Origin of the sequence: Amnibacterium kyonggiense (assembly GCF_004364555.1) — a bacterium.
Classification (GTDB): Bacteria; Actinomycetota; Actinomycetes; order Actinomycetales; family Microbacteriaceae; genus Amnibacterium; species Amnibacterium kyonggiense.
Genome location: NZ_SOAM01000001.1, coordinates 1,378,015 through 1,397,538, shown reverse-complemented (window position 1 = coordinate 1,397,538; position 19,524 = coordinate 1,378,015). Strand labels below are relative to the sequence as shown.

Sequence of the window (19,524 nt, the reverse complement as noted above, 5' to 3'; positions counted from 1 at the left end):
GCCCCGCGATCAGGGGTCAGTTCGCGATCGGGTTCCAGCCGTCGGAGCCGGCGAGGTACGCCGCTGCGGTGTAGCCGGCCTGGTCGTCCGCGGTCAGCTGCGGCCGATTCGCGTTCACCGTCGCACCGTCGCCGGTGTTCTGGTACTCGAAGAAGCGGCCCGACGTCCAGGGGAACGAAGCGCTGGCGTCCCGCCACGGCTGCGCACTGTTGAGAGCGCCCGGCAGCGACGTCGAGCGGACGACCACGTGGCCGGTCGAGCCGGTAGCTCCGTACGGGCGAGCGAGGTACATGCTGTTCGCTCCGCCGTCCGCGGTCACAGTGCTATCGGTGATCAGGAATCCGTATTTCGACTGATCACTGATGCTGGAGGAGGCGATGGATGCGTTGAACTCGTTCAGCAGGTGGATCGTGCTCTTCGAGATGACACCGACACCGCGCCCGTAGATCGAGTCCGAGCCGCCCTCGATGAAGGAGTTCGTGACGTACGTCCGGCTGAAGGTCGATGTGTTCGCCGAGTTCAGGTACAGCGCACGACCGTCGCCCAGGATCCTCGTGTTGTCGACGATCTGCTTGTCGCCGGAGTTGATCAGCAGCGCCGTCGCCCCGCCGCCCAGCACGGAGTAGGTGCTGCGCAGCGTGATCGCGCGGAACGTCCACTGGTTGCCGCTCACCGAGAACGTCGGCACCGAACCGCTCGGCGCCGTGAGCACGACGTCCTTCGGGTCGCCGGTCGCACCGATGATGCGCACGCCGTACCGGTTCCCGGAGACGAACGGGCCCGTGTAGGTGCCCGGCATCACGAGGATCGTCCGGTAGCCCTGGCTCGTGTAGTCCGCGTTGTTGGCCAGCGTGCCCGGGGCGGTCGCGTCGTACGCGCCGCCCGCGGTCGGGGTGCCGAGCACCGCCTGGAGCGTCGTCGCGTCGCCCGAGCCGTCCGCGGCTACCACGACGTCGACCTTGATCGGCGTCGCCGAGGCGCTGCTCGACGCGGCCGAGACGTTCCCGGAGGCGTCGGAGGCCGTCACCGTGTAGGCGTAGGTGGTTCCGACGGTCACGGACGGGTCGGTGTACGAGGTCGTCCCCGCGCCGACGGAGGTCAGCTTGGTCCCGTTCCGGTACACGTCGTAGCCGGCGAGGTCGTCGGCGGAGACCGCGGCCCACTTCACCGTCACGGACGTCTTCCCGAGCACCGTGGACACGCCCGTCGGCGCGAGCGGAGCCGTGTGGTCGCCGGGCGCGGGCGTCGCCGTCACTGGATCGGACTTCGCGGACTCGTTCCCGGCGGTGTCGACGGCGGTGAGCGTAAAGGAGCTCGCGGTGCCGTTCGTCAGGCCGGTGACCGTGTACGTGGTGCCCGTGACGAGCGCATCGGTCACCCGGGTGCCGTCGGCGTCGTACACGCGGTAGCCGGCGAGGTCCGGCTCCGGGCTCGCCGTCCACGACAGGACGACCTTCGAGTCGCCGCCGGTGGCGACGAGACCCTTCGGGGCGGCAGGCGGGTTGCTGTCGGCGGGCGACGCGGTCGTGGTCGCCGCGACGGACGCGTTCCCGACGGCGTCGAGCGCGACCACGGCGTAGCGGTACGCGGTGCCGTTCGTGAGCCCGGTGTCCGCGAAGGAGGCCGACGTCGGGGACCCGACGAGGTTCGCGGCGGTCAGCGCGACCGTCGACGCGGTGGACCGGTAGACCCGGTAGCCGGCGAGGTCGGCGTCCGACGGCGCGGTCCAGCTCAAGGCGATCGAGCCGTCGGCCGGGGTCGCGATCAGGCCGGTCGGCGCCGCCGGCGCGGTGACGTCGGCCGGAGGGGCCGGGTCGGCGACGGCCGGGTACCAGGAGCCGATGCCGAGCCACTGGGACACCGTGAAGGACACGGAGTCCGCCGGGCTCAGCTGCGGACGGTTCGCGTTGGTCGTCGCGCCGGCGCCGGTGTTCGCGTACTCCGCGAAGCGGCCGAGCGTCGACGGCTCGTTCGCCGGTCCGGTCCCCCACGGCTGCGCCGAGCGGATGCCGGAACCGAGCACGGAGTCGCGGACCACGGCCTGCCCGACCGAGTTCGGCGTGTACTGGTCGCCCCAGGCCCGGTACGGGCGGCCGAGCTGCACGTTCGTGACCCCGGTGGTGTCCACCGTGCTGTTGATCAGCAGGAAGCCCTTGAACGTCGACGCCGTGCTGGGCGTGAGGACCGTGCCGCTCTGCCGGGGCTTGATCGTGCTGTCGTTGATCACCAGCGTCGCGCGGCCGAGCACGATGTCGCTGCCGCCGACGATCGTCGAACCGGTGATCATCTGCCGCGCGGACGCGGTGTACGTGACGGTGTCCGCGAAGACGGTGCGGTTCGCGGCGCTGGTCAGCACGCTGTTCGCGACCAGGTCCTGATCGCCCGTCATCGACAGCGCCGGGGCGCTGCCCGACGTCGACGTGTTGGCGAGGGTCAGGCCGCTGAGGCTCACGCCGTCGGCGGTGATCGCGACGGTCGCGTCCGCGGTGCCGTTCGTCAGGACCACGTCGCCGGGGGCGTTCCCGCCGCCGATGACGGTGACCGGCTTCCCGATCGTGGTCGTGCCCGTGTAGGTGCCCGGCTGGACCTTGATGACCCAGCCCGCCTTCGCGGCGGTGAGGGCGGCGGCGAGGGTGGTGTAGTCCCCCGAGCCGTCCGCGGCCACGACCGCGTCCACGACGAGCTTCGGCGTGACGGAGACGGGCGCGCTCTCCGCGGAGACGCGGCCGGCGGCGTCCACCGCGACCACCGTGTAGCGGTAGGCGGTGTCGTTCGTGAGCCCGGTGTCGGTGAAGGACGGCGAGTCGACCGTGCCGACGACCGCGCCGTCGCGCAGCACGCGATAGGCGACGACGTCCGCAGCGGTGCTCTCGTCCCACGTGACGAAGGCCTGCTTGCTCGCCGCGGTCACGGCGAGCCCGGTGGGTGCCGCCGGAGCGGTGTCCGCGGGCGCGTCCACGAGCGGGTTCCAGCCGTCCGACCCGGCCAGCCACCCGGCCGGCGTGATCGCGGCGGCCTGCGCGTCGGTGAGCTGCGGACGGTTCACGTTCACGGTCGCACCGTCGCCCGTGTTCCGGTACTCGGCGAAGCGCCCGTCGGTCCACAGGTTCGGCGCGAAGTCGGTCCACGGGTGGGCGACCGCGAAGCCCGCGGCGAACGAGCTGTCCACGATCACCGTCTGCCCGCGGGAGGAGTCCGCGTACGCGCCGTCGCTCCATGCGCGCCACGGCCGACCGAGGTAGAAGGATCCCGGGTCGTTGCTGCTCGTGAAGCGGCTGTCGACGACGAGGTAGCCGAGGGCCTTGCTCGCGGTCGACGGCGCGAACACGGTGCCGCCGTTGCGCTTGGTGGAGGAGAACGTCACCCGCTGGAACACGGCGCTCGCCCGGCCGAAGACGTAGTCGACATTGCCCTGGATCAGGCTGTCGACGTAGTACTGGCGCGGGTAGCCGGAGCCGTCGGCCGAGATGCCGCCGGACGCGTCGGCGTTCAGGGTGTCCTGCGCACCCAGCAGCCGCACGTCGCGGTAGACCTGCCGGTCGCCGGTCGCGCGGAGCGCGACGGCCTGGGTGTTGAAGTTCCCGATCTCCGGGTGCTGGGACGCGTCGAAGGTGTTCGCGATCGTGAGGTCGCGGACCTGCACGCCGGCGCCGGTGAGCGTCACGGTGGCGCTGCCGGCCGTGCCGCAGGTCGCCGTCGTCACCTGCGGGCAGGTGGTGGCGGACGTCGGTGTCCCGTTGGCGTTGTCGAAGGTGATGACGACGTCCGCGGCGTCGCCGCTCGTGCCCGCGATGATCACGTTCGGCTTCGAGGAGACGACCACCCCGCGGTAGGTGCCCGGCTTCACGAGCACGACCTTCGGCGACGCGGCGGTGCCGGCCGGCACCGCGTTCAGCGCCGCCTGCACGGTCGTGAAGTCGCCGGAGCCGTCCTTCGCCACGGTGACGTCGGCGACGAGCGGCTTCACCGCAGCGGTCGCGGAGACGGCATCGGAGGGAGCGGAGCTGCGGCCGGCGGTGTCGACGGCCACGAGGAGGTAGTGGTACTCGGTCCCGTTCACGAGGCCCGCGTCGGTGTAGGCGTGCTTGGCCACCTCGGCGACGAGGTGCGCGGCGTCGGCCGTCACCGCGTCGGAGCCCGTGGAGCGGTAGACGCGGTAGGTCGCGGCGTCCGCCTCCGGGTTGTCGTTCCAGGTGAGCGAGACCTGCTGGTCGCCGCCGGTCGCGGTCAGGCCGGCGGGCGCGGACGGCGCGGTCTGCGGGGCTGGGTCGGCGACCGGGTTCCAGCCGTCGGCGCCGGCGAGGTAGCGCTCCGGCGTCGCGTCCGCGGCCTGGGCGTCGGTCAGCTGCGGCGAGCCGGCACCCGTGCCGGCGCCGGGGCCGGTGTTGGCGTACGAGCCGAACCGGGCGGAGGTCCACGAGGTCGTCGTGCCGCTGTTCACCATGTTCGTCCACGGGGCGGTGGCCGAGACGACGGGACCGAGCCAGCTGTCGCGGACCGTCACCTGCGCGACGGCGGTCGTGTCGGCGACCGAGCTGCCGTCGGGCTGCGCGATGCCCGGCTGCCACGGGCGGCCGAGGTTCTGCGAGCCGTCCGGCGCGTCGCCGATGATCCGGCTGTCCGTGATGAGGAAGCCGTACGGGTTGGCGGTGTTCGTGCTCGCGGCCGTCACGGCGCCGTTCGGCGACGTGCCGTGGTCGAGGACGTGCAGCGTCGAGTCGTCGATGACGACCGTGCCGCGACCGAAGACGAAATCGACGTCCCCCTCGATGTACGAGTCGTGGATGTAGGTGCGCGCGGTCGTCGTGGTCGACGGGCTGTTCGCGTACAGGGTGTCCTGGTTGCCGAGCAGCCGGACGTCGTCGTACGAGAGCCGGTCGCCCGTCGAACGGAGGGCGACGGCCTGGCCGTTCGCGTACGTGCCCTCCTTGTAGGCGTTCTCGACCGTGAGGTCGCGCAGCCCGACGTTGCTGCCGGTGATGACGAGCGTCGCGCTGCCGGAGGTGCCGTAGGTGTCCGGCACCCCGTTCGTGGTGGTTCCGGTGGGCGTCCCCGCGGCGCGATCGCCGGTGATGACGACGTCCTTCGGGTCGCCGGTGGCGCCGCGGACGATGGTCCACGGCTTCGCGATGGTCGTGTACTCGGCGTACCGCCCCTTCGCGAGCTCGATGACCGTCGGGTCGGTGGGCGTGCCGGCGGGCGCTGCGGCGAGCGCGGCGGCGAGCGTGGTGAAGGTCGTCGGGCCGGGGGTAGCGGCCGGGTCGACGACGTAGTCGGCGGTGTGCGCCGCGGCCGTGACGGTGACGGTGACGATCGGGCTCTGCGCCGACTCGAGCGCCTGGCGGGTGATCGCGGTCACGACGTAGCGGTAGGCGGCGCCGGTGACGGCGGTCGTGTCCTGGTAGGAGGCGGTGTCGGTCGTCCCGAGCTTCGAGAACGGGCCGGTCGCGTCGGCGCGGTAGACGTTCCAGCCGACGACGCGGGCCGAGTCGTCGTCGTTCCAGGTGAGGTTCACGAGCCGCGTGTCGGTCGACGCGACCACGCCGGTCGGCGCGTCCGGAGCGGTGCCCGGGTCGGCGACGACCGGGTTCCAGCCGTCCTTGCCGGCGAGCTGGATCTCCGGCGTGATCTTCGCGGCGTTCGAGGCGGTGAGCTGCGGACGGTTCGCGGAGACCGTCGCGCCCGGCCCGAAGTCGTCGAACTCGGCGAAGCGACCGGTGGTCCACGGGAAGTTGACCTTGGTCCCGGAGGAGTTCGTGGACGCCATGTCGTCCCACGGCTGCACGGTGTCGATGGCGGCCGGCAGCGAGGTGTGCATGAACACGACCGAGCCCTGGGCATCCGGGTCGGCGCTCGGGTGCCACGGGCGCCCGAGGTTCACGGTGCCCTTCGCGGCGTCCGACTCCACCTTGCTGTTCCAGATGAGGAAGCCGTACTTGCTGCCGATGTCCGTGCTGGCGGCGGTGAGGTAGCCGTTGTTGCTCTTGCCGCGGTCGAGGGCGTGGAACGTCACGCGGTCGAAGACGGCGTTCGCCGCGCCGAACACGAAGTCGACGTCACCCTCGATGTAGGAGTCGACGTAGTACTGCCGGATGCGGGTCGTCGGCTTCGGGGTGTCGGCGAGGAGCGTGTCCTGGTTGCCGAGGAGCCGCACGTGGTCGGCGACGAAGCGGTCGCCCTCGACGCGGAGCGCGACGGCCTGCTGGTCGGCGATCTGGGGGTTCCCGACCTCGTCGAAGGTGTTGGCGACGGTGAGGTTCGAGAGGCGGACGTCGTTCGCGTCGACGAAGACGACGGCGCTGCCCGCGGTGCCGAGCGTGTCGCCGGGCGCGGCGGGGTCGGGGCTGCCGGACGCGCGCGCGGCACTGATCACCGTGGCGTTCGGGCCGGTGCCCGTGCCGTGCAGCTCGACGAACGGCGAGTCGATCGTGAAGTGCTCGGTGTAGGTGCCCGGGTCGATGTCGATCCGGTAGTGCTTGAGGTTGTTCGTCGGGATCGACGCGACCGCGGCGGCGACCGTCGCGAACTGCTCGCCACTGCCGACCGTGAGCACGGTCGTGTCCACCGCGACGGGCACGGGGTTCGTGAGCGACGTGCCGGAGACGGTGCTCGACAGGGAGGAGGCGTTGCCGACGGCGTCGACCGCGGCGACGCGGTAGTAGACCGTGACGCCCTTGGGCGCGCTCGTGTCGCGGAACCCCGGGGTCTGACCCGCCGCGGCCGTGGTGAGCGTCGTCAGCAGCGCGAAGCCGCTGGAGGAGCTCGTGCTCCGGTAGACGGAGTAGCCCGCGAGGTCGACGTCGGAGGGCGCCTTCCAGGTCAGCGCGAGGCCGGCCGTCGGGTCCTGCTTCACGACGAGCGACGTCGGCGCACCCGGCGCCTTGTTCGGGTTGTTCGCCGTGATCGACTTGTAGCCGGACAGGTTGCCCGAGGCGTCGATCGCGCGGAGGCGGTAGTAGTGGACCGTGCCCTCGATCGCGGTGTCGTCCGTGAAGGACGTCAGCGCGTACGCGGCGCCCGAGGCGGGCAGCCAGTCGCGGTACACGCCGTCGGCGTCGCGGCGCTGCACCGTGTAGCCGGCGAGGTCGGCCTCCTTGTTGGCGGGCCAGGACACCGTCATGCCACCGCCGGGGACGACCTTCGTCGTCGGGCTGCCGGGCGTGGCGGGCGGGGTGGTGTCGCCGGGGACGGCGACGGAGGCGGTGACCGCGGCGGAGGCGCCCGCGGCGTTCACCGCGACGAGCCGGTAGTACGCGGTCTGCTTCGCGGGGGCCGCCCCGTCCGAGTACGTCGTCGCCGTGATCGACGAGGAGAGCACGACGCCGTCGGCGTCCGCGCCCGCGGCGCGGCTGAGCCGGTAGGAGGTCGCTCCGGTCGCCGCCGTCCAGGACAGCTGCGGGACGCCCGCGGAGCTCAGCTTCGCGGTGAAGCCGGTCGGCGCGGCGGGCGGCTGCGCGGCGGGCGGCACGACGACGGCGCCGGACGGACGCGTGGCGGACGTGCTGGCGTAGGACGAGGTGTTGCCGCTGAGGTCGCTGGCCGTGACGCGGTAGTAGCTCTTCACGGTCGCGGGCGCCTGCGCGTCGGTGAACGCGGATGCCGTCAGCCCGGACGCGACCTGCGTCCACGGGCCGCCGGAGGACGTGCTGCGCAGCACCTGGTACCCGGCCAGGTCGGGCTCGCCGTTGTCCTTCCAGTCGAGCGCGATGCCCGACGCGGAGGCGGTCGCCTTCAGGCTCGAGGGCGTCCCGGGCTTGGCGGTGTCCTTCGCGGTCACCTGCTTGATCGAGGAGAAGCCGCTCTCGTTGCCGCTGCGGTCCACGGCGGTGAGCGCGTAGAAGAGGGTCGCCCCCGCGGTGGCCGTGCGGTCCGTGAACGACAGTGACGTCGTCTCGCCGATCCGCGTCGAGTTCGCGACGGTCATCGCCTTCTGCGACGAGCGGTACACGCGGTAGGTCGCGAGGTCGCTCGCGGACACCCTGCTCCACGTGAGCACGGTGCCGACGCCGCCGTAGTAGCTGCTGGCGACGCTGCCCGGCTTGCCCGGGGCGGTCGTGTCCGGGGCGGCGAGCGCCTGCATCGGCACGGCGACGGACGCGACGACCGCGGCGGTGACGAGGGCGACGAGCAGGCGCGGGCGGCGCGAGCGGGCAGGGGCGGGTGAAGCAGAGAGCATCGGGGAGGGTGCTTTCAGGTGCACCGTCGGCGCGCGCGGGGACGCGCAGGAGACGGAGAAGGGGGGGAAGAACACACGGTGCGGGTACACCGGGTCTTCACAGGATGGAGCATGAATCGGATCTGGACGGCCGATTCCGGTGTTCCGTCCTCCGAAATGCGCGAAATGGCCCCCGAACTGGGGACGGGATGGAGCGGGTCGGGAGTGGGACCGGAGCGAGCCGGGCCCGCGCCGATCACTCGCCGATCACTCCCCGATCGGGAGCGGGTCGGCCGCCGCGTGCGGGGCGATGTCGCGGGGGTCGAGGGTGCCGGCGATGACCTGCGAGACCTGCGTGCAGATCGGCATCTCGACGCCCTTCGCGGCCGCGAGCGCGAGGACGGGCTCGAGCGAGGCGAGCCCCTCCGCGACCTGGTCCATCGTGCGGAGCACGTCGTCCTTCGTGTAGCCCTGGCCGAGGAGGCGCCCGGCGCGGTTGTTCCGCGAGCGGGGCGACTCGCTCGTCGCGATCAGGTCACCCATGCCCGCGAGGCCGGCGAGCGTGTCGGGCTGCGCGCCGAACGCCGCCGCGAACGCGCTCATCTCCGCGAGCCCGCGGGTGAGGATCGAGGCCTTCGTGTTGTCGCCGTACCCGACGCCGACGACGATGCCGACCGCGAGCGCGATGAGGTTCTTCAGCACCCCGCCGAACTCGGTGCCGATCACGTCCGCGTTCATGAACGTCCCGAAGTAGCGGTTCGCGCAGGCGGAGGCGACCCGCATCGCGGTGTCGAGGGAGGTGGAGGCGACGACCGCGGCGGTCGGCTCCTCGCGCGCGATCTCGAGCGCGAGGTTCGGGCCGGATACCACGGCGATCCGGTCGTCCGGCAGCGCGAGGCCCTGCCGGATGACCTCGCTCATGCGCGCACCCGTGCCGTCCTCCACGCCCTTCATCAGGCTGACCGCGATCGCGGTCGGCTCGAGGGCCGGCCGCACGTCGCGGAGCAGGCCGCGGAGGGACTGGCTCGGGACGGAGAGGAAGACGACCTCCGCGCCGCGGAGCGCGCGCGGCAGGTCGCTGGTCGCCTCGATGCCGGCGGGCAGCAGCACGCCGGGGAGGTAGTCGTCGTTGCGCCGGCGGTGCTCGATCGCCTGCGCGACCTTCGGCCGCCGGGCCCACAGCACGACGTCGTTGCCGGAGTCGGCGAGCACCTTCGCGAAGACGGTGCCCCACGAGCCGGCCCCGAGGACCGCGACCCTCATCGCGTTGCACCGATCAGGACGATTCGGCCGACACGCCGGCCGGCGACCCGGCGGGCGCGGCGTGTCGTCGATTCGTCCTGATCCGTGAAAACCGGCATCAGAAGGTGCCCGTCTCGGTCTGGCCGTGCTTCGCCGGGTCCCAGCGCTCGGCGGGCGCGGTCTCGCCGCGCAGCTCCTCGAGCAGCTCGGTGATCGCGGCCATGATCCGATCGGTCGCCTCCGCGAGCGCGGCCTTGTCGGCCACGCGGCCGAGGTCGGAGAGGTCGATCGGGTCGCCGAAGAGCACCTGCACGTGGGCGCGCGGTCGGAGGCGCAGCTTCGTCGAGTTCACCGGCATGAGCGCCTGCGCGCCCCAGTGCGCCACGGGGATCACCGGGATCCCGAGCTGCAGCGCCAGGCGCGCCGCGCCGGTCTTGCCGCGCATCGGCCACAGGTCCGGATCGCGGGTCAGCGACCCCTCCGGGTAGACGATGACGCCCTGCCCCTCCCCGATCAGCCGCTCGGCCGCGGAGAGCGGGATGGCGCCCCGCGCAGCGCCGCCGCGGTCCACCGGGATCTGGCCGAGCGCGTGCAGCAGCCCGCCGAGCACCGGCACACGGAAGAGCGAGGCCTTCGCGAGGAAGCGGGGCGCGCGCCCGAGCCGCCACACGACCTCTCCGACGACCACCGGGTCGAGGTTCGACATGTGGTTCGGCGTGAGGATGTACGGCCCGGTCGCGGGCAGCTTCTCACCGCTCCGGATCCGGGTCGCGGCGAGCGCACGGACGATCGGCGCGGCCGGCCCGGCGAGCGGCCACCACACCGACGGCCGACGCTTCTCCGACTTCGGCCGCCGCGGCGTCGTCCGCACCGCCGCGAGGGCCGGCTCGACCGGCTCTCGATCAGACATCCGACGGAGCCCTCAGCCGTCGACGCTGAAGCGCGCCCCCAGGGCCTTCAGCTTCTCGCCGAAGTTCTCGTAGCCGCGGCTGATGATCCCCACGTTGCGCACGGTGCTCGTGCCCTCGGCGGTCAGCGCCGCGATGAGGTGCGAGAAGCCGCCGCGCAGGTCCGGCACCTCGATGTCGGCGCCGTGCAGCGGCGTCGGCCCGGTGATCACGGCGGCCTGCTCGAGCTCGCGGCGCGGGACGCGGCGGTTCGGCGCGGCGAAGCCGCGCGGGTGGACGCGGATGTCCGCACCCATCTTCTGCAGCGCGTCGGTGAAGCCGAACCGGTTCTCGTAGACGGTCTCGTGGACCGTGGAGACGCCGTCCGCCTGCGTCAGCGCGACGATCAGCGGCTGCTGCCAGTCCGTCATGAAGCCGGGGTGCACGTCGGTCTCGATGACGACCGGCTTCAGCGCGCCGCCCGGGTGGTAGAAGCGGATGCCGTCCTCGAGCACGTCGAACGCGCCGCCGACCTTCCGGAACACGTTCAGGAACGTCATCATGTGCTCCTGCACCGCGCCCTTGACGAACACGTCGCCCTTGGTCGCGAGCGCCGCGGAGGCCCACGAGGCGGCCTCGTTGCGGTCGAAGATCGCGCGGTGCGCGTAGCCCTTCAGCTCGGTCACGCCCTCGATGAGGATGACGCGGTTCGGCTCGACCGAGATGATCGCGCCCATCTTCTGCAGGATCGCGATCAGGTCCATGATCTCGGGCTCGATCGCCGCGTTCCGCAGCTCCGTCGTGCCGCGAGCGCGCACCGCGGTGAGCAGCACCTGCTCGGTCGCGCCGACGCTCGGGTACGGGAGGTGGATGTGCGCGCCGTGCAGCCCGTTCGGCGCCGACAGGCGGATGCCGGCGGGCAGCTTGTCGACGATCGCGCCGAACTTGCGCAGCGCGTCGAGGTGGAAGTCGATCGGGCGGTCGCCGATCCGGCAGCCGCCGAGGTCCGGGATAAACGCCTCGCCGAGCTGGTGCAGCAGCGGGCCGCAGAACAGGATCGGGATGCGGCTCGAGCCGGCGTGCGCGTCGATCTCCTTGACGTGCGCGCGGCGCACGTTGCGGGTGTCGAGCAGCAGCTCGCCGGGCTGCACGCCCGGGGTGACGGAGACGCCGTGGATCTCGAGCAGCCCGCGCACGACGCGGACGTCGCTGAGGTCCGGCACGTCCCGCAGCACGCTGATGTCCTCGGACAGCAGCGACGCGACCATCGCCTTGGTGACGAGGTTCTTCGCCCCGCGCACCTCGACGGCGCCGCGCAGCGGCTTCCCGCCCTCGATCGTCAGCCGATCGAAGGTCAGGCCGACGCTCGCGCCCGCACGGGCCGCGTCGGAGGTGACCGCGATCTGGGCGGTGTTGGGCGCGGAACTGAATGCTGTGCTCAAGATTCCCTAACCGGCAAGGTCCGGGGTCGCCACGCTTCGCGGCCCTGTTCGAACTGGGTGATCAGCGCTTCGTCACGCAGCGTGAGTCCGATGTCGTCGAGGCCCTCCAGGAGCCTCCAGCGAGTGTAGGCATCGATCTCGAACGGGTGGGTCTCCCCCGAAAGGGTGACGGTGCCCGCCTGGAGGTCGACGGTAGCCGCGACGCCGGGATCCGCCTCGATCGCGGCCCAGCATGTCGCGATCACGTCCTCCGGCAGCACGCCGGTCAGCAGGCCCTGCTTGCCGGCGTTGCCGCGGAAGATGTCGCCGAACCGCGGCGCGAACACGGCGCGGAAGCCGTAGTCCCGGAGCGCCCAGACCGCGTGCTCGCGGCTCGAGCCCGTGCCGAAGTCCGGGCCCGCGAACAGGACGGAGCCCTGCGCGTAGGCCGGGTCGTTCAGCACGAACGACGGCTCCTGGCGCAGGTTCGCGAACAGCGCGTCGTCGTACCCGGTCTTCGTCACCCGCTTCAGGTAGACGGCCGGGATGATCTGGTCGGTGTCGACCGCGGACCGCTGCAGCGGGACGGCGACGCCGGTGTGGGTGGTGAAGGGTTCCATCAGACCAGGCTCCCTTCCAGCACGTCGGACGGGGCGGACAGGGTGCCGCGGATCGCCGTCGCCGCGGCGACGAGCGGCGACACGAGGTGCGTGCGGCCGCCCTTGCCCTGCCGGCCCTCGAAGTTCCGGTTGGAGGTGGAGGCGCAGCGCTCCCCCGGCGCGAGCTGGTCCGGGTTCATGCCGAGGCACATCGAGCAGCCCGCGAAGCGCCACTCGGCGCCGAACTCCTCGAAGACCTTGTCGAGCCCCTCCGCCTCCGCCTCCAGCCGCACGCGGGCCGAGCCCGGCACGACCATGACGCGGACGCCGTCGGCCTTCTTGCGCCCCCGGACGATCGACGCGAACGCGCGGAGGTCCTCGATGCGGCTGTTCGTGCAGGAGCCCATGAAGACCGCGTCGACCGCGATCTCCTTGAGCGGCGTGCCCGGAGCGAGGTCCATGTACTGCAGCGCGCGCTCGGCTGCGGCGCGCTCCTGCGGGTCCGCGATCGCGGCCGGGTCCGGCACCTCGCCCGCGAGGGTCGTGCCCTGGCCCGGGTTGGTGCCCCAGGTGACGAACGGCTCGAGCTCGTCGGCGTCGAGGAACACCTCCGCGTCGAACACGGCGTCGTCGTCGGACGGCAGCGTCCTCCAGTACTCCACCGCGGCGTCCCAGTCGGCGCCCTTCGGTGCGTGGGGCCGGCCCTCGAGGTAGTCGAAGGTCGTCTGGTCCGGCGCGACCATGCCGGCGCGCGCGCCCGCCTCGATCGACATGTTGCAGATCGTCATCCGGCCCTCCATGGAGAGCGATCGGATGGCGGACCCGCGGTATTCCAGGACGTAGCCCTGGCCGCCGTTGGCGCCGATCCTCGCGATGACGGCCAGGATGATGTCCTTCGCCGTCACGCCCGGCTTCAGCGTGCCCTCGACGGTGATCGCCATCGTCTTGAACGGCTTCAGCGGCAGGGTCTGCGTGGCGAGCACGTGCTCGACCTCGCTCGTGCCGATGCCGAACGCCATGGCGCCGAACGCACCGTGCGTGGAGGTGTGCGAGTCGCCGCAGACCACCGTCACGCCCGGCATCGTCAGCCCGAGCTGCGGGCCGACGACGTGCACGATCCCCTGCTCGGCGTCCCCGAGGGAGTGCAGGCGGACGCCGAACTCCCGCGCGTTGCGGCGCAGCGTCTCGATCTGCGTGCGGCTCGTGATGTCCGCGATCGGCTTGTCGATGTGCAGCGTCGGGGTGTTGTGGTCCTCCGTCGCGATCGTCAGGTCGGTGCGGCGGACCGGGCGCCCCTCGGCCCGAAGCCCGTCGAAGGCCTGCGGGCTGGTGACCTCGTGCACGAGGTGCAGGTCGATGTAGATGAGGTCGGGCGCGCCGTCCTCACCTCGCTTGACGAGGTGGTCGGCCCAGACCTTCTCGGCCAGGGTGCGCGCGCCGTCGCGATGTGCGCGCTGCGGTGCGGGAGCGGTCTCACTCATGGAAGTCCTCCAGAAAAGGGATGTTCCCGGCAGGTGAAGACCTCCGCGACGAGGGAGCCGGTGGGTTCAGACCTCGTCGCGGCACGGAAGGAGGAGCGCGCCGCGGAGCATGGAGGGCACGTTACCACCGTGTTTCGGCGCGGCCGCAGCGGCGGGCGGCAGGATGGCGGCGTGACGACCGGCGAGGCGCGACCGCATCCGCTCGTCGACGGCGTCGACGGGGACGTGCTCGTGACGCGCTCGGACCGCGAGGTCGTCGCGCTCACCCCGCTCCGCGCCGACCTGCTGATCGCGGCGCACGCGGCACAGCGCCGCGTCCGCCTCGTCACGCCTGCGACCTCGCGGCTGACCGACCCGCTCCGCGACGCGCTCGCCTCCGCGGGCGGGTCCTGGGTCGTGGAGGACGGCGAGGGAGGCTCGTGGGACGGGCTGCTCGGGCTGGCGGCCGACGGCACGGGCGTCTCGCCGTCGTTCCTGCGGCCGGTGGAGGCGGACGCCCTCCAGCTGGTCGTCACCGCGTCCCTGCGGCACCGCGCCGAGGCCGCCACCCGCATCGGCGGCGCGCTCGAGCTCGTCGCCGGCCTCGCCGGTGCGGACGGCCCGACCGGCTGGGGCCCGCACGAGCCGGTCGAGCACCCGTGGGATCCGGTCGCCGTGACCCGGCACCTCGCGGCTCGCGCGCCGGAGGAGTCCCGGGTGGTCGTCGCCGGCCCCTCCCTGATCGGCAGCACCCTCGTGCAGCGGACCGACAAGGGCGTCGAGGAGGTGCTGCAGGCGCTCGTCGCGCTCGGACCCGTCGGCGCGCCGTCGACCGACGCCGCCTTCGCCGAGGTCCCGACCCGCCTGCGGATGCTCGCGGAGGACGCCCTGCCGCTCTTCGCCTCCGTCTTCGCGCGCCCCGGCCGCGCCGACCTGACGACGGCGCCGCACCTGCAGGCGCCGCCCGTGCCGGTCGCGGTCCTGATCGGCGCCCCGGGCGTGCGCGACCTCGGCCTCGACGTGCCGCAGCTCGTCGAGCGCTTCGGCGCGCTCGTCGTCGGCCGCCCGCGGATCCCCGGCGTCGTCGTGCCGTTCGGCGGCGCGGACGGCGGCTGGCCCGCCTTCGAACGCTTCGTCGACGTCGTCGGTCGCGAGCGCGTGCGCGCCGTCCTCCGCGGCGTGCCAGCACCGGACCGGAGTGAGGCCTGAGATGCCGCACGAGCGCACCCTCCTGACGGCGACTCCGCCCACGCCCGAGACCTGGCTCGCCGCGCTGCGCGCCGTCGTCCCCGACGGGCTCGTGCAGGTGCTGCCCGGTGCCGCCGCGCAGCTGGTCGACCCGGCCGGCTCCGTGCTCGCGACCGTGACGCTCCCCCGCGAGGTGTCGTCGCCCACGGAGGCGCGTCGACTGCTCGACGTCGACGCCGCAGGACGCCCGTGGTGGAGCGACGTCGTCGTGCCGCGCGTCGACGCGAGGCTGACGGCCGTCCTCCGCGAGGTCGCCGACCGGTGCGACGGAACCGAGGCCTGAACGACTCCCGTCAGGCGTCGAGCGGGATGACGTCGAGCCGCGAGCGAGGATCGTCGCCGTCCCGCACCGCGAAGGCGGTGACGGACCCCGTCCCGCAGGACGGCGCGCACCTCGGCCGGGACGAGTCGCTTCATCCGGGTGGGGCCGGAGCGACGCTCGTGGTGAGGATCAGCTCGGAGATGCGATCCGGATCGACGTCCGCGTACCAGGTGAAGTCGGTCGAGCGGCTGACGCCGAACGGATCCTCCGCAGGGAACACGCCGCGGATGCGATCCCCCTGCCGTACGACGATCCCCTCGTCGTCGATCCGGCGATCGAACCCCGCGGAGACGCCGGGGTCGAAGGTCGGGAACACCACGGGGATGAGCCCGCGGTACTGGCGCGCGACGGGGCCGAGCTCGACCATGAGGAAGCGGACCAGGTCGACCGCGTCGTCGGCGCTCATCTGCCACAGCGGGTCGTCGCCCCGGTCGTAGCGGACGAGGCGGAGGTGATCCGGCGTGCGCCGCACCAGATACCGGATCTCGCCCTCCCCCTCCGAGATCCAGTAGCCGTCCTCGTCCTCGCGGATGGAGCATCGCGCCGCGCCGAGCACGCGGCGTGCGGCCTCCGGCAGCTCGAGCACGCTCACGCGAGCACCCCGATCCGCAGCAGGTCCGCGACACGGACCTTGCGACCGGCGCCGTCGAGGACGAACAGCTGCGTCGCACCGCCGGGCTGTCCGAACCACGGGGCTACCTCGCCGACCTCGAGCGACCATGCCGCGGGAAGCGCCTGCAGGAGGTACTCGACGTGCGGGGTGGCGAGCGCGGACGGCGGCAGGGAGCGGGACTCGAAGGAGGCCGGCTTCCCGTCGACCATCACGTGGAGGAGCGTGCCGTTGACCGTGCCGATGCGGTCGACCGGTGCCATCTGCGGTCTGTGCGAACCCTGCTCATCACTCACGGCGCCTCCTGCTCCACGGGCCCGTTCGGGCATCGACGAGTGTCTCGCAGGTCGGCGACAGCACCGCCGGGTGCCGAGCCGATCATCGCGGGGTCTCGCGGTCGAGGCGGGCCGGCACCTCGGCCAACGGCAGGTCCGCGAGATGGGTGAATGCGACCGCGGCTCCGACCCGGTCCCCGACGTTCACGAGACGGATGCGCTCCTGCCCGCCCCGATCGACGACCAGCCGGTCACGCCCTTCGAGGCGGATCGAGAATCCGGGCGCCATCTCCTCCTCCGACGGCCCGGCAGGCGCGTACTGGCCCCGTGCCATGCGGACATCGGGACTCGTCGTGAGCATGAGCCACCGCTCGACGTCCTCGAAGCGTCGCGCCTCGATGCGACGTGACCACGCGTCGCCGCGCTCGGCGAAGTCGACGGCGAAGGCGTGCTCGTCCTTCGAGATCCGCCACCGCAGTTCGCCGTCGGTCACGAGCAGTCCGTCGTCCGCCGCTCGGGGGCGGTACCCGGCGAACCCGAGCCGGTCGATCGTGACGCCGTTCAGGCTGAGCTCACTCGAGGACATGCGCCTTCATGAGGTCGGTGACGCTCAGCTCCTGCCCGTGGTCGAAGAACTGCAGCTGCAGCGCGCCGCCTGGAAAACCCTCGGCAGGAGCGACCCGCGAGACGACAGCGCTCCAGCCCTCGGGCAGCCGGTCCGCGCCGATGATGTAGCTCGAGTAGGGCTTGTACAGCGTGTCGGGCACGAGCGCGCGGGACTCGAAGGAGAACGGAGTGGAATCGATGATGGGCGAGAGGTATCCGCCACCCGGGTAGCCGATGCGGTCCACCTGCGGCCCGAACTCCCGCAGGATCACCCCGAGGTCCGTGACCTCCGCCCGAGTTCCCGGGACGGCGCCCCCGTTGTCCGGGTAGGCGAACCCGTCCGGCTTCTGGTAGCGCTCCACCCAGTCGTCCTGCGTCAGCGGGCGCCCGTCGGAGAACCGGCCCCACGGCGCGTCCGCATCCACCCGGAGGGATGCGCTCTTCTGGTTCATCGGCTCGGTGCGTTCCGCATACGAACCGTGCTCCGGCAGCACCTCGCCGTGCGGGACGCCGTCGGTCGGCGCGGGGAGGTCGGGCAGTCGGACCCACCCCGGACCGCCTTCGCCGACGGGCACCTTCGCGTCCACCAGGTCCCAGTGCATGCCGGTGCCCTTGTCGTCCGGCTGCAGCCGGTTGTACAGCCCGTCCTCGTCCTCGCGGTGGGGCGACTGCTCGGTGGTCGACGCGTCGCGCGGCCCGTCCTGGGCCGGATCGCTCCCGGACGACGGCGCGTCCGCGGAGGAGGGCGTGCCCTCGGCGCGCTGCTCGGCGGCGGGCGGCTCGTGCGCGGCCGGCGCCTCGTGCGCCGCCGCGGCGTCGCGCACGGGAGGCGCATCGGCCGTCGCCGGTGCCTCGTCGACGGGCGGTGTGCGATCCGGGATCCGCTCGGTCGGCGGAGCAGCCGGCAGATCGTGCGGCGCGGGCGGCTCGTGGATCGTGAGGTCGTCGAGCTTCAGTCCCGCCAGCGCGCCGGCGTCGAGCTCGGGCTTGGCCAGCTCGGTCGCGAGCTTCGCCGCATCGGCGTCCGACAGGCCCTTGATCGTCGCCTTCAGCGCATCGGCGGAGAGGCCGCGGAGGGTGCCGATCGAACCGTCCGCGAGCAGGTCGGCGACGCGGGTGCCCTCGGCGACCTTCGCGGCGTCGCCCGCGATGCCGGCGGCCTTGGCCTCGCCGGCTCCGGGGATGAAGAAGCTGGCGATGTTCGCGACGGAGTTGCCCGCGGCGCCGCCGGGGTTCTCCGCCCAGTTCTGGAACACCTGGTCGGCCTTGTAGGCCTTCGGGTCCCACCACTTCTGCGGCAGGGTCAGGCCGACGAAGCCGGCGACGGTGCCGTACAGGGCGGTGCCGTCCGCGGCGGTCCAGTCCTCGGCTCCCTGGCGGAGGTCCGAGGGCAGCCAGTCGAACGCGCCGGACTGCAGCAGCTGCATCCGCAACGCGGGGTTCACCGGGATCGCGAGCGAGCTCACGAGATGCGTCAGGCCGAGCCAGGCCTGACCGGTCGAGGCGAGGTCCTCCTTGCCGGCCTCGACGACCTGGCCCCAGTCGCCGTGGAGGATGCCGTCGCCCGCCTTCCACACGGCGTCGGGATTCAGCCCGCCGAGCGTCTCGATGGATTTGATCGTGCCCCAGCCGAAGCCGACGACCACGCCGTCCCAGAGGAAGTGGGTCGGGAAGGTGGTCGCCTTCTCGGAGCAGGACTCCTTGCGGTCCCCGGTCTTTCCCCACGGGGTCTGCAGCTGGTCGCCGCCGCGCAGCTGCTCGGCGAGCGCCCGCTCGTCGGCCGCGCCCGTCGCGGCGAGACCGACGGCGGCGCGGATCGCGGTCGCGCAGCGCTGCTGCGCGTCGAGCCAGTCCGCCTCGGCCTGGGCGACCTGACGGATCAACGAGTTGTTCTCGTCGTTGAAGTCGGGGTCCTGATCCCAGGAGTCGATCTGCTGCGGGTGCGGGATCCCCAGCGTGTACCCGCTCGACACCCACTCCGTGTGCGACGTGAACGAGTTCGCCTTCGTCACGAACGACGTCGCCTGGGAGCGGAGGGCGTCGAGCCGCGCCTTGATCGGCTCGACCTCCGACGCGTAGGCCGTCAGCGCGCGGGCGATGCCGTCGAGCGAGTCGCCGATCGCCGTCGTGGTCGTGCCGACGGGCGTCATCGCGCTGTAGAGCGACTCGGTGCCGCTGGCCTCGAAGACCCCCGGCATGCGCTGCCAGTCGCGCACGATCGATGCGCCCTGGTCGCGGACCACCCCGCCGTTGCGGCCGATGCCGGACGCGCCCGTCCGCACGGACTCGAGGTCGAGGTCGGCGCCGGGGATGCCGGAGGGGTCGACCATCGTCATCGCGGCACCGCCCCGCCGTGCGCCATGGAGCGGAGCACCTGCGTCTCCGACAGGGCGCCCGTCGCGAGGCCGACGATCTGCTGCGCCATCGCCTCGTCGCCGTCGAGCACGGCCTTGCCCGCATCCGCGGCGCCGTGCAGCACCGCGGGCACACGGGTGCGCACCTCCTGCAGCTGCGCCCCGAGGGTCTGGAACGCCTCCTGCAGGGCGCCGCCCACGAGGGCCGACGATGCGCCGGTCGCCGCAGACGCCACGTCGCCCTCCAGCGCCGTGACGGCCTTGTCGATCGGCTGCGCCGACGTCACGACGGCGCCGATGACGGCGTTGACCCCCGCGGGGTCGACCCGGTACCCGGTCACGTCC

Annotated in this window: 13 protein-coding genes; 2 read left to right on the top strand and 11 right to left on the bottom strand. The window is 72.6% G+C overall.

Features of this window, described 5'->3' with window-relative positions:
- Positions 1-16: 16 nt before the first annotated feature.
- The 6 genes from CLV52_RS07055 to leuC all read right to left on the bottom strand — a co-directional run bounded on the left by CLV52_RS07055 (position 17) and on the right by leuC (position 13,785).
- Positions 17-8,176, bottom strand: a complete 8,160-nt coding sequence (locus tag CLV52_RS07055) for a pectinesterase family protein (RefSeq protein WP_133765523.1) — start codon at positions 8,174-8,176, stop codon at positions 17-19.
- 246 nt (positions 8,177-8,422) lie between these two features.
- Entirely contained in the window at positions 8,423-9,418 is a 996-nt protein-coding gene (locus CLV52_RS07050) for an NAD(P)H-dependent glycerol-3-phosphate dehydrogenase (RefSeq protein WP_133765522.1), read from the bottom strand.
- Between the two features lie 97 nt (positions 9,419-9,515).
- Positions 9,516-10,307, bottom strand: a complete 792-nt coding sequence (locus CLV52_RS07045; protein ID WP_133765521.1) for a lysophospholipid acyltransferase family protein — start codon at positions 10,305-10,307, stop codon at positions 9,516-9,518.
- 12 nt (positions 10,308-10,319) lie between these two features.
- Entirely contained in the window at positions 10,320-11,642 is a 1,323-nt protein-coding gene (gene murA, locus CLV52_RS07040; RefSeq protein WP_425455676.1) for a UDP-N-acetylglucosamine 1-carboxyvinyltransferase, read from the bottom strand.
- Positions 11,643-11,722: 80 nt separating this feature from the next.
- Entirely contained in the window at positions 11,723-12,325 is a 603-nt protein-coding gene (gene leuD, locus CLV52_RS07035; protein ID WP_133765520.1) for a 3-isopropylmalate dehydratase small subunit, read from the bottom strand.
- The gene (gene leuC / locus CLV52_RS07030; RefSeq protein ID WP_133765519.1) at positions 12,325-13,785 is read right to left on the bottom strand and encodes a 3-isopropylmalate dehydratase large subunit; all 1,461 of its coding nucleotides are present in this window, start codon (positions 13,783-13,785) and stop codon (positions 12,325-12,327) included. Before leuC ends, leuD begins: the two co-directional genes overlap by 1 nt.
- Positions 13,786-13,956: 171 nt before the next feature.
- Between leuC and CLV52_RS07025 the strand changes: the two genes are divergently transcribed.
- Together CLV52_RS07025 and CLV52_RS07020 are read left to right on the top strand one after the other, a co-directional pair.
- Positions 13,957-14,973: a DUF6177 family protein gene (locus tag CLV52_RS07025; protein ID WP_133765518.1), complete on the top strand. Its 1,017-nt coding sequence runs from the start codon at positions 13,957-13,959 to the stop codon at positions 14,971-14,973.
- A 1-nt stretch (position 14,974) separates the two neighbouring features.
- Positions 14,975-15,295, top strand: a complete 321-nt coding sequence (locus CLV52_RS07020; RefSeq protein ID WP_133765517.1) for a hypothetical protein — start codon at positions 14,975-14,977, stop codon at positions 15,293-15,295.
- Between the two features lie 130 nt (positions 15,296-15,425).
- On the opposite strand, the gene CLV52_RS07015 is transcribed toward CLV52_RS07020, so the two are convergent.
- The 5 genes from CLV52_RS07015 to CLV52_RS06995 form a co-directional block, all read right to left on the bottom strand.
- Positions 15,426-15,926, bottom strand: coding sequence for a hypothetical protein (locus CLV52_RS07015; RefSeq protein ID WP_133765516.1), 501 nt, complete (start codon positions 15,924-15,926; stop codon positions 15,426-15,428).
- The gene (locus CLV52_RS07010) at positions 15,923-16,240 is read right to left on the bottom strand and encodes a TNT domain-containing protein (RefSeq protein WP_162850742.1); all 318 of its coding nucleotides are present in this window, start codon (positions 16,238-16,240) and stop codon (positions 15,923-15,925) included. The genes CLV52_RS07015 and CLV52_RS07010 overlap by 4 nt, the downstream gene beginning before the upstream one ends.
- An 82-nt stretch (positions 16,241-16,322) precedes the next feature.
- Positions 16,323-16,805, bottom strand: coding sequence for a hypothetical protein (locus tag CLV52_RS07005; RefSeq protein WP_133765514.1), 483 nt, complete (start codon positions 16,803-16,805; stop codon positions 16,323-16,325).
- The gene (locus CLV52_RS07000) at positions 16,792-19,161 is read right to left on the bottom strand and encodes a glycohydrolase toxin TNT-related protein (RefSeq protein ID WP_133765513.1); all 2,370 of its coding nucleotides are present in this window, start codon (positions 19,159-19,161) and stop codon (positions 16,792-16,794) included. The genes CLV52_RS07005 and CLV52_RS07000 overlap by 14 nt, the downstream gene beginning before the upstream one ends.
- The gene (locus tag CLV52_RS06995; RefSeq protein WP_133765512.1) at positions 19,158-19,520 is read right to left on the bottom strand and encodes a DUF6507 family protein; all 363 of its coding nucleotides are present in this window, start codon (positions 19,518-19,520) and stop codon (positions 19,158-19,160) included. The genes CLV52_RS07000 and CLV52_RS06995 overlap by 4 nt, the downstream gene beginning before the upstream one ends.
- Positions 19,521-19,524: the final 4 nt, after the last annotated feature.

What these genes read in the sequence shown, in the direction of transcription:
- CLV52_RS07050 (WP_133765522.1), bottom strand. Translation starts at nt 9,418, where the DNA reads ATGAGGGTCGCGGTCCTCGGGGCCGGCTCGTGGGGCACCGTCTTCGCG.
- CLV52_RS07005 (WP_133765514.1), bottom strand. Translation starts at nt 16,805, where the DNA reads ATGTCCTCGAGTGAGCTCAGCCTGAACGGCGTCACGATCGACCGGCTC.
- CLV52_RS07020 (WP_133765517.1), top strand. Translation starts at nt 14,975, where the DNA reads ATGCCGCACGAGCGCACCCTCCTGACGGCGACTCCGCCCACGCCCGAG.
- leuC (WP_133765519.1), bottom strand. Translation starts at nt 13,785, where the DNA reads ATGAGTGAGACCGCTCCCGCACCGCAGCGCGCACATCGCGACGGCGCG.
- leuD (WP_133765520.1), bottom strand. Translation starts at nt 12,325, where the DNA reads ATGGAACCCTTCACCACCCACACCGGCGTCGCCGTCCCGCTGCAGCGG.
- CLV52_RS07055 (WP_133765523.1), bottom strand. Translation starts at nt 8,176, where the DNA reads ATGCTCTCTGCTTCACCCGCCCCTGCCCGCTCGCGCCGCCCGCGCCTG.
- CLV52_RS07045 (WP_133765521.1), bottom strand. Translation starts at nt 10,307, where the DNA reads ATGTCTGATCGAGAGCCGGTCGAGCCGGCCCTCGCGGCGGTGCGGACG.
- CLV52_RS07000 (WP_133765513.1), bottom strand. Translation starts at nt 19,161, where the DNA reads ATGACGATGGTCGACCCCTCCGGCATCCCCGGCGCCGACCTCGACCTC.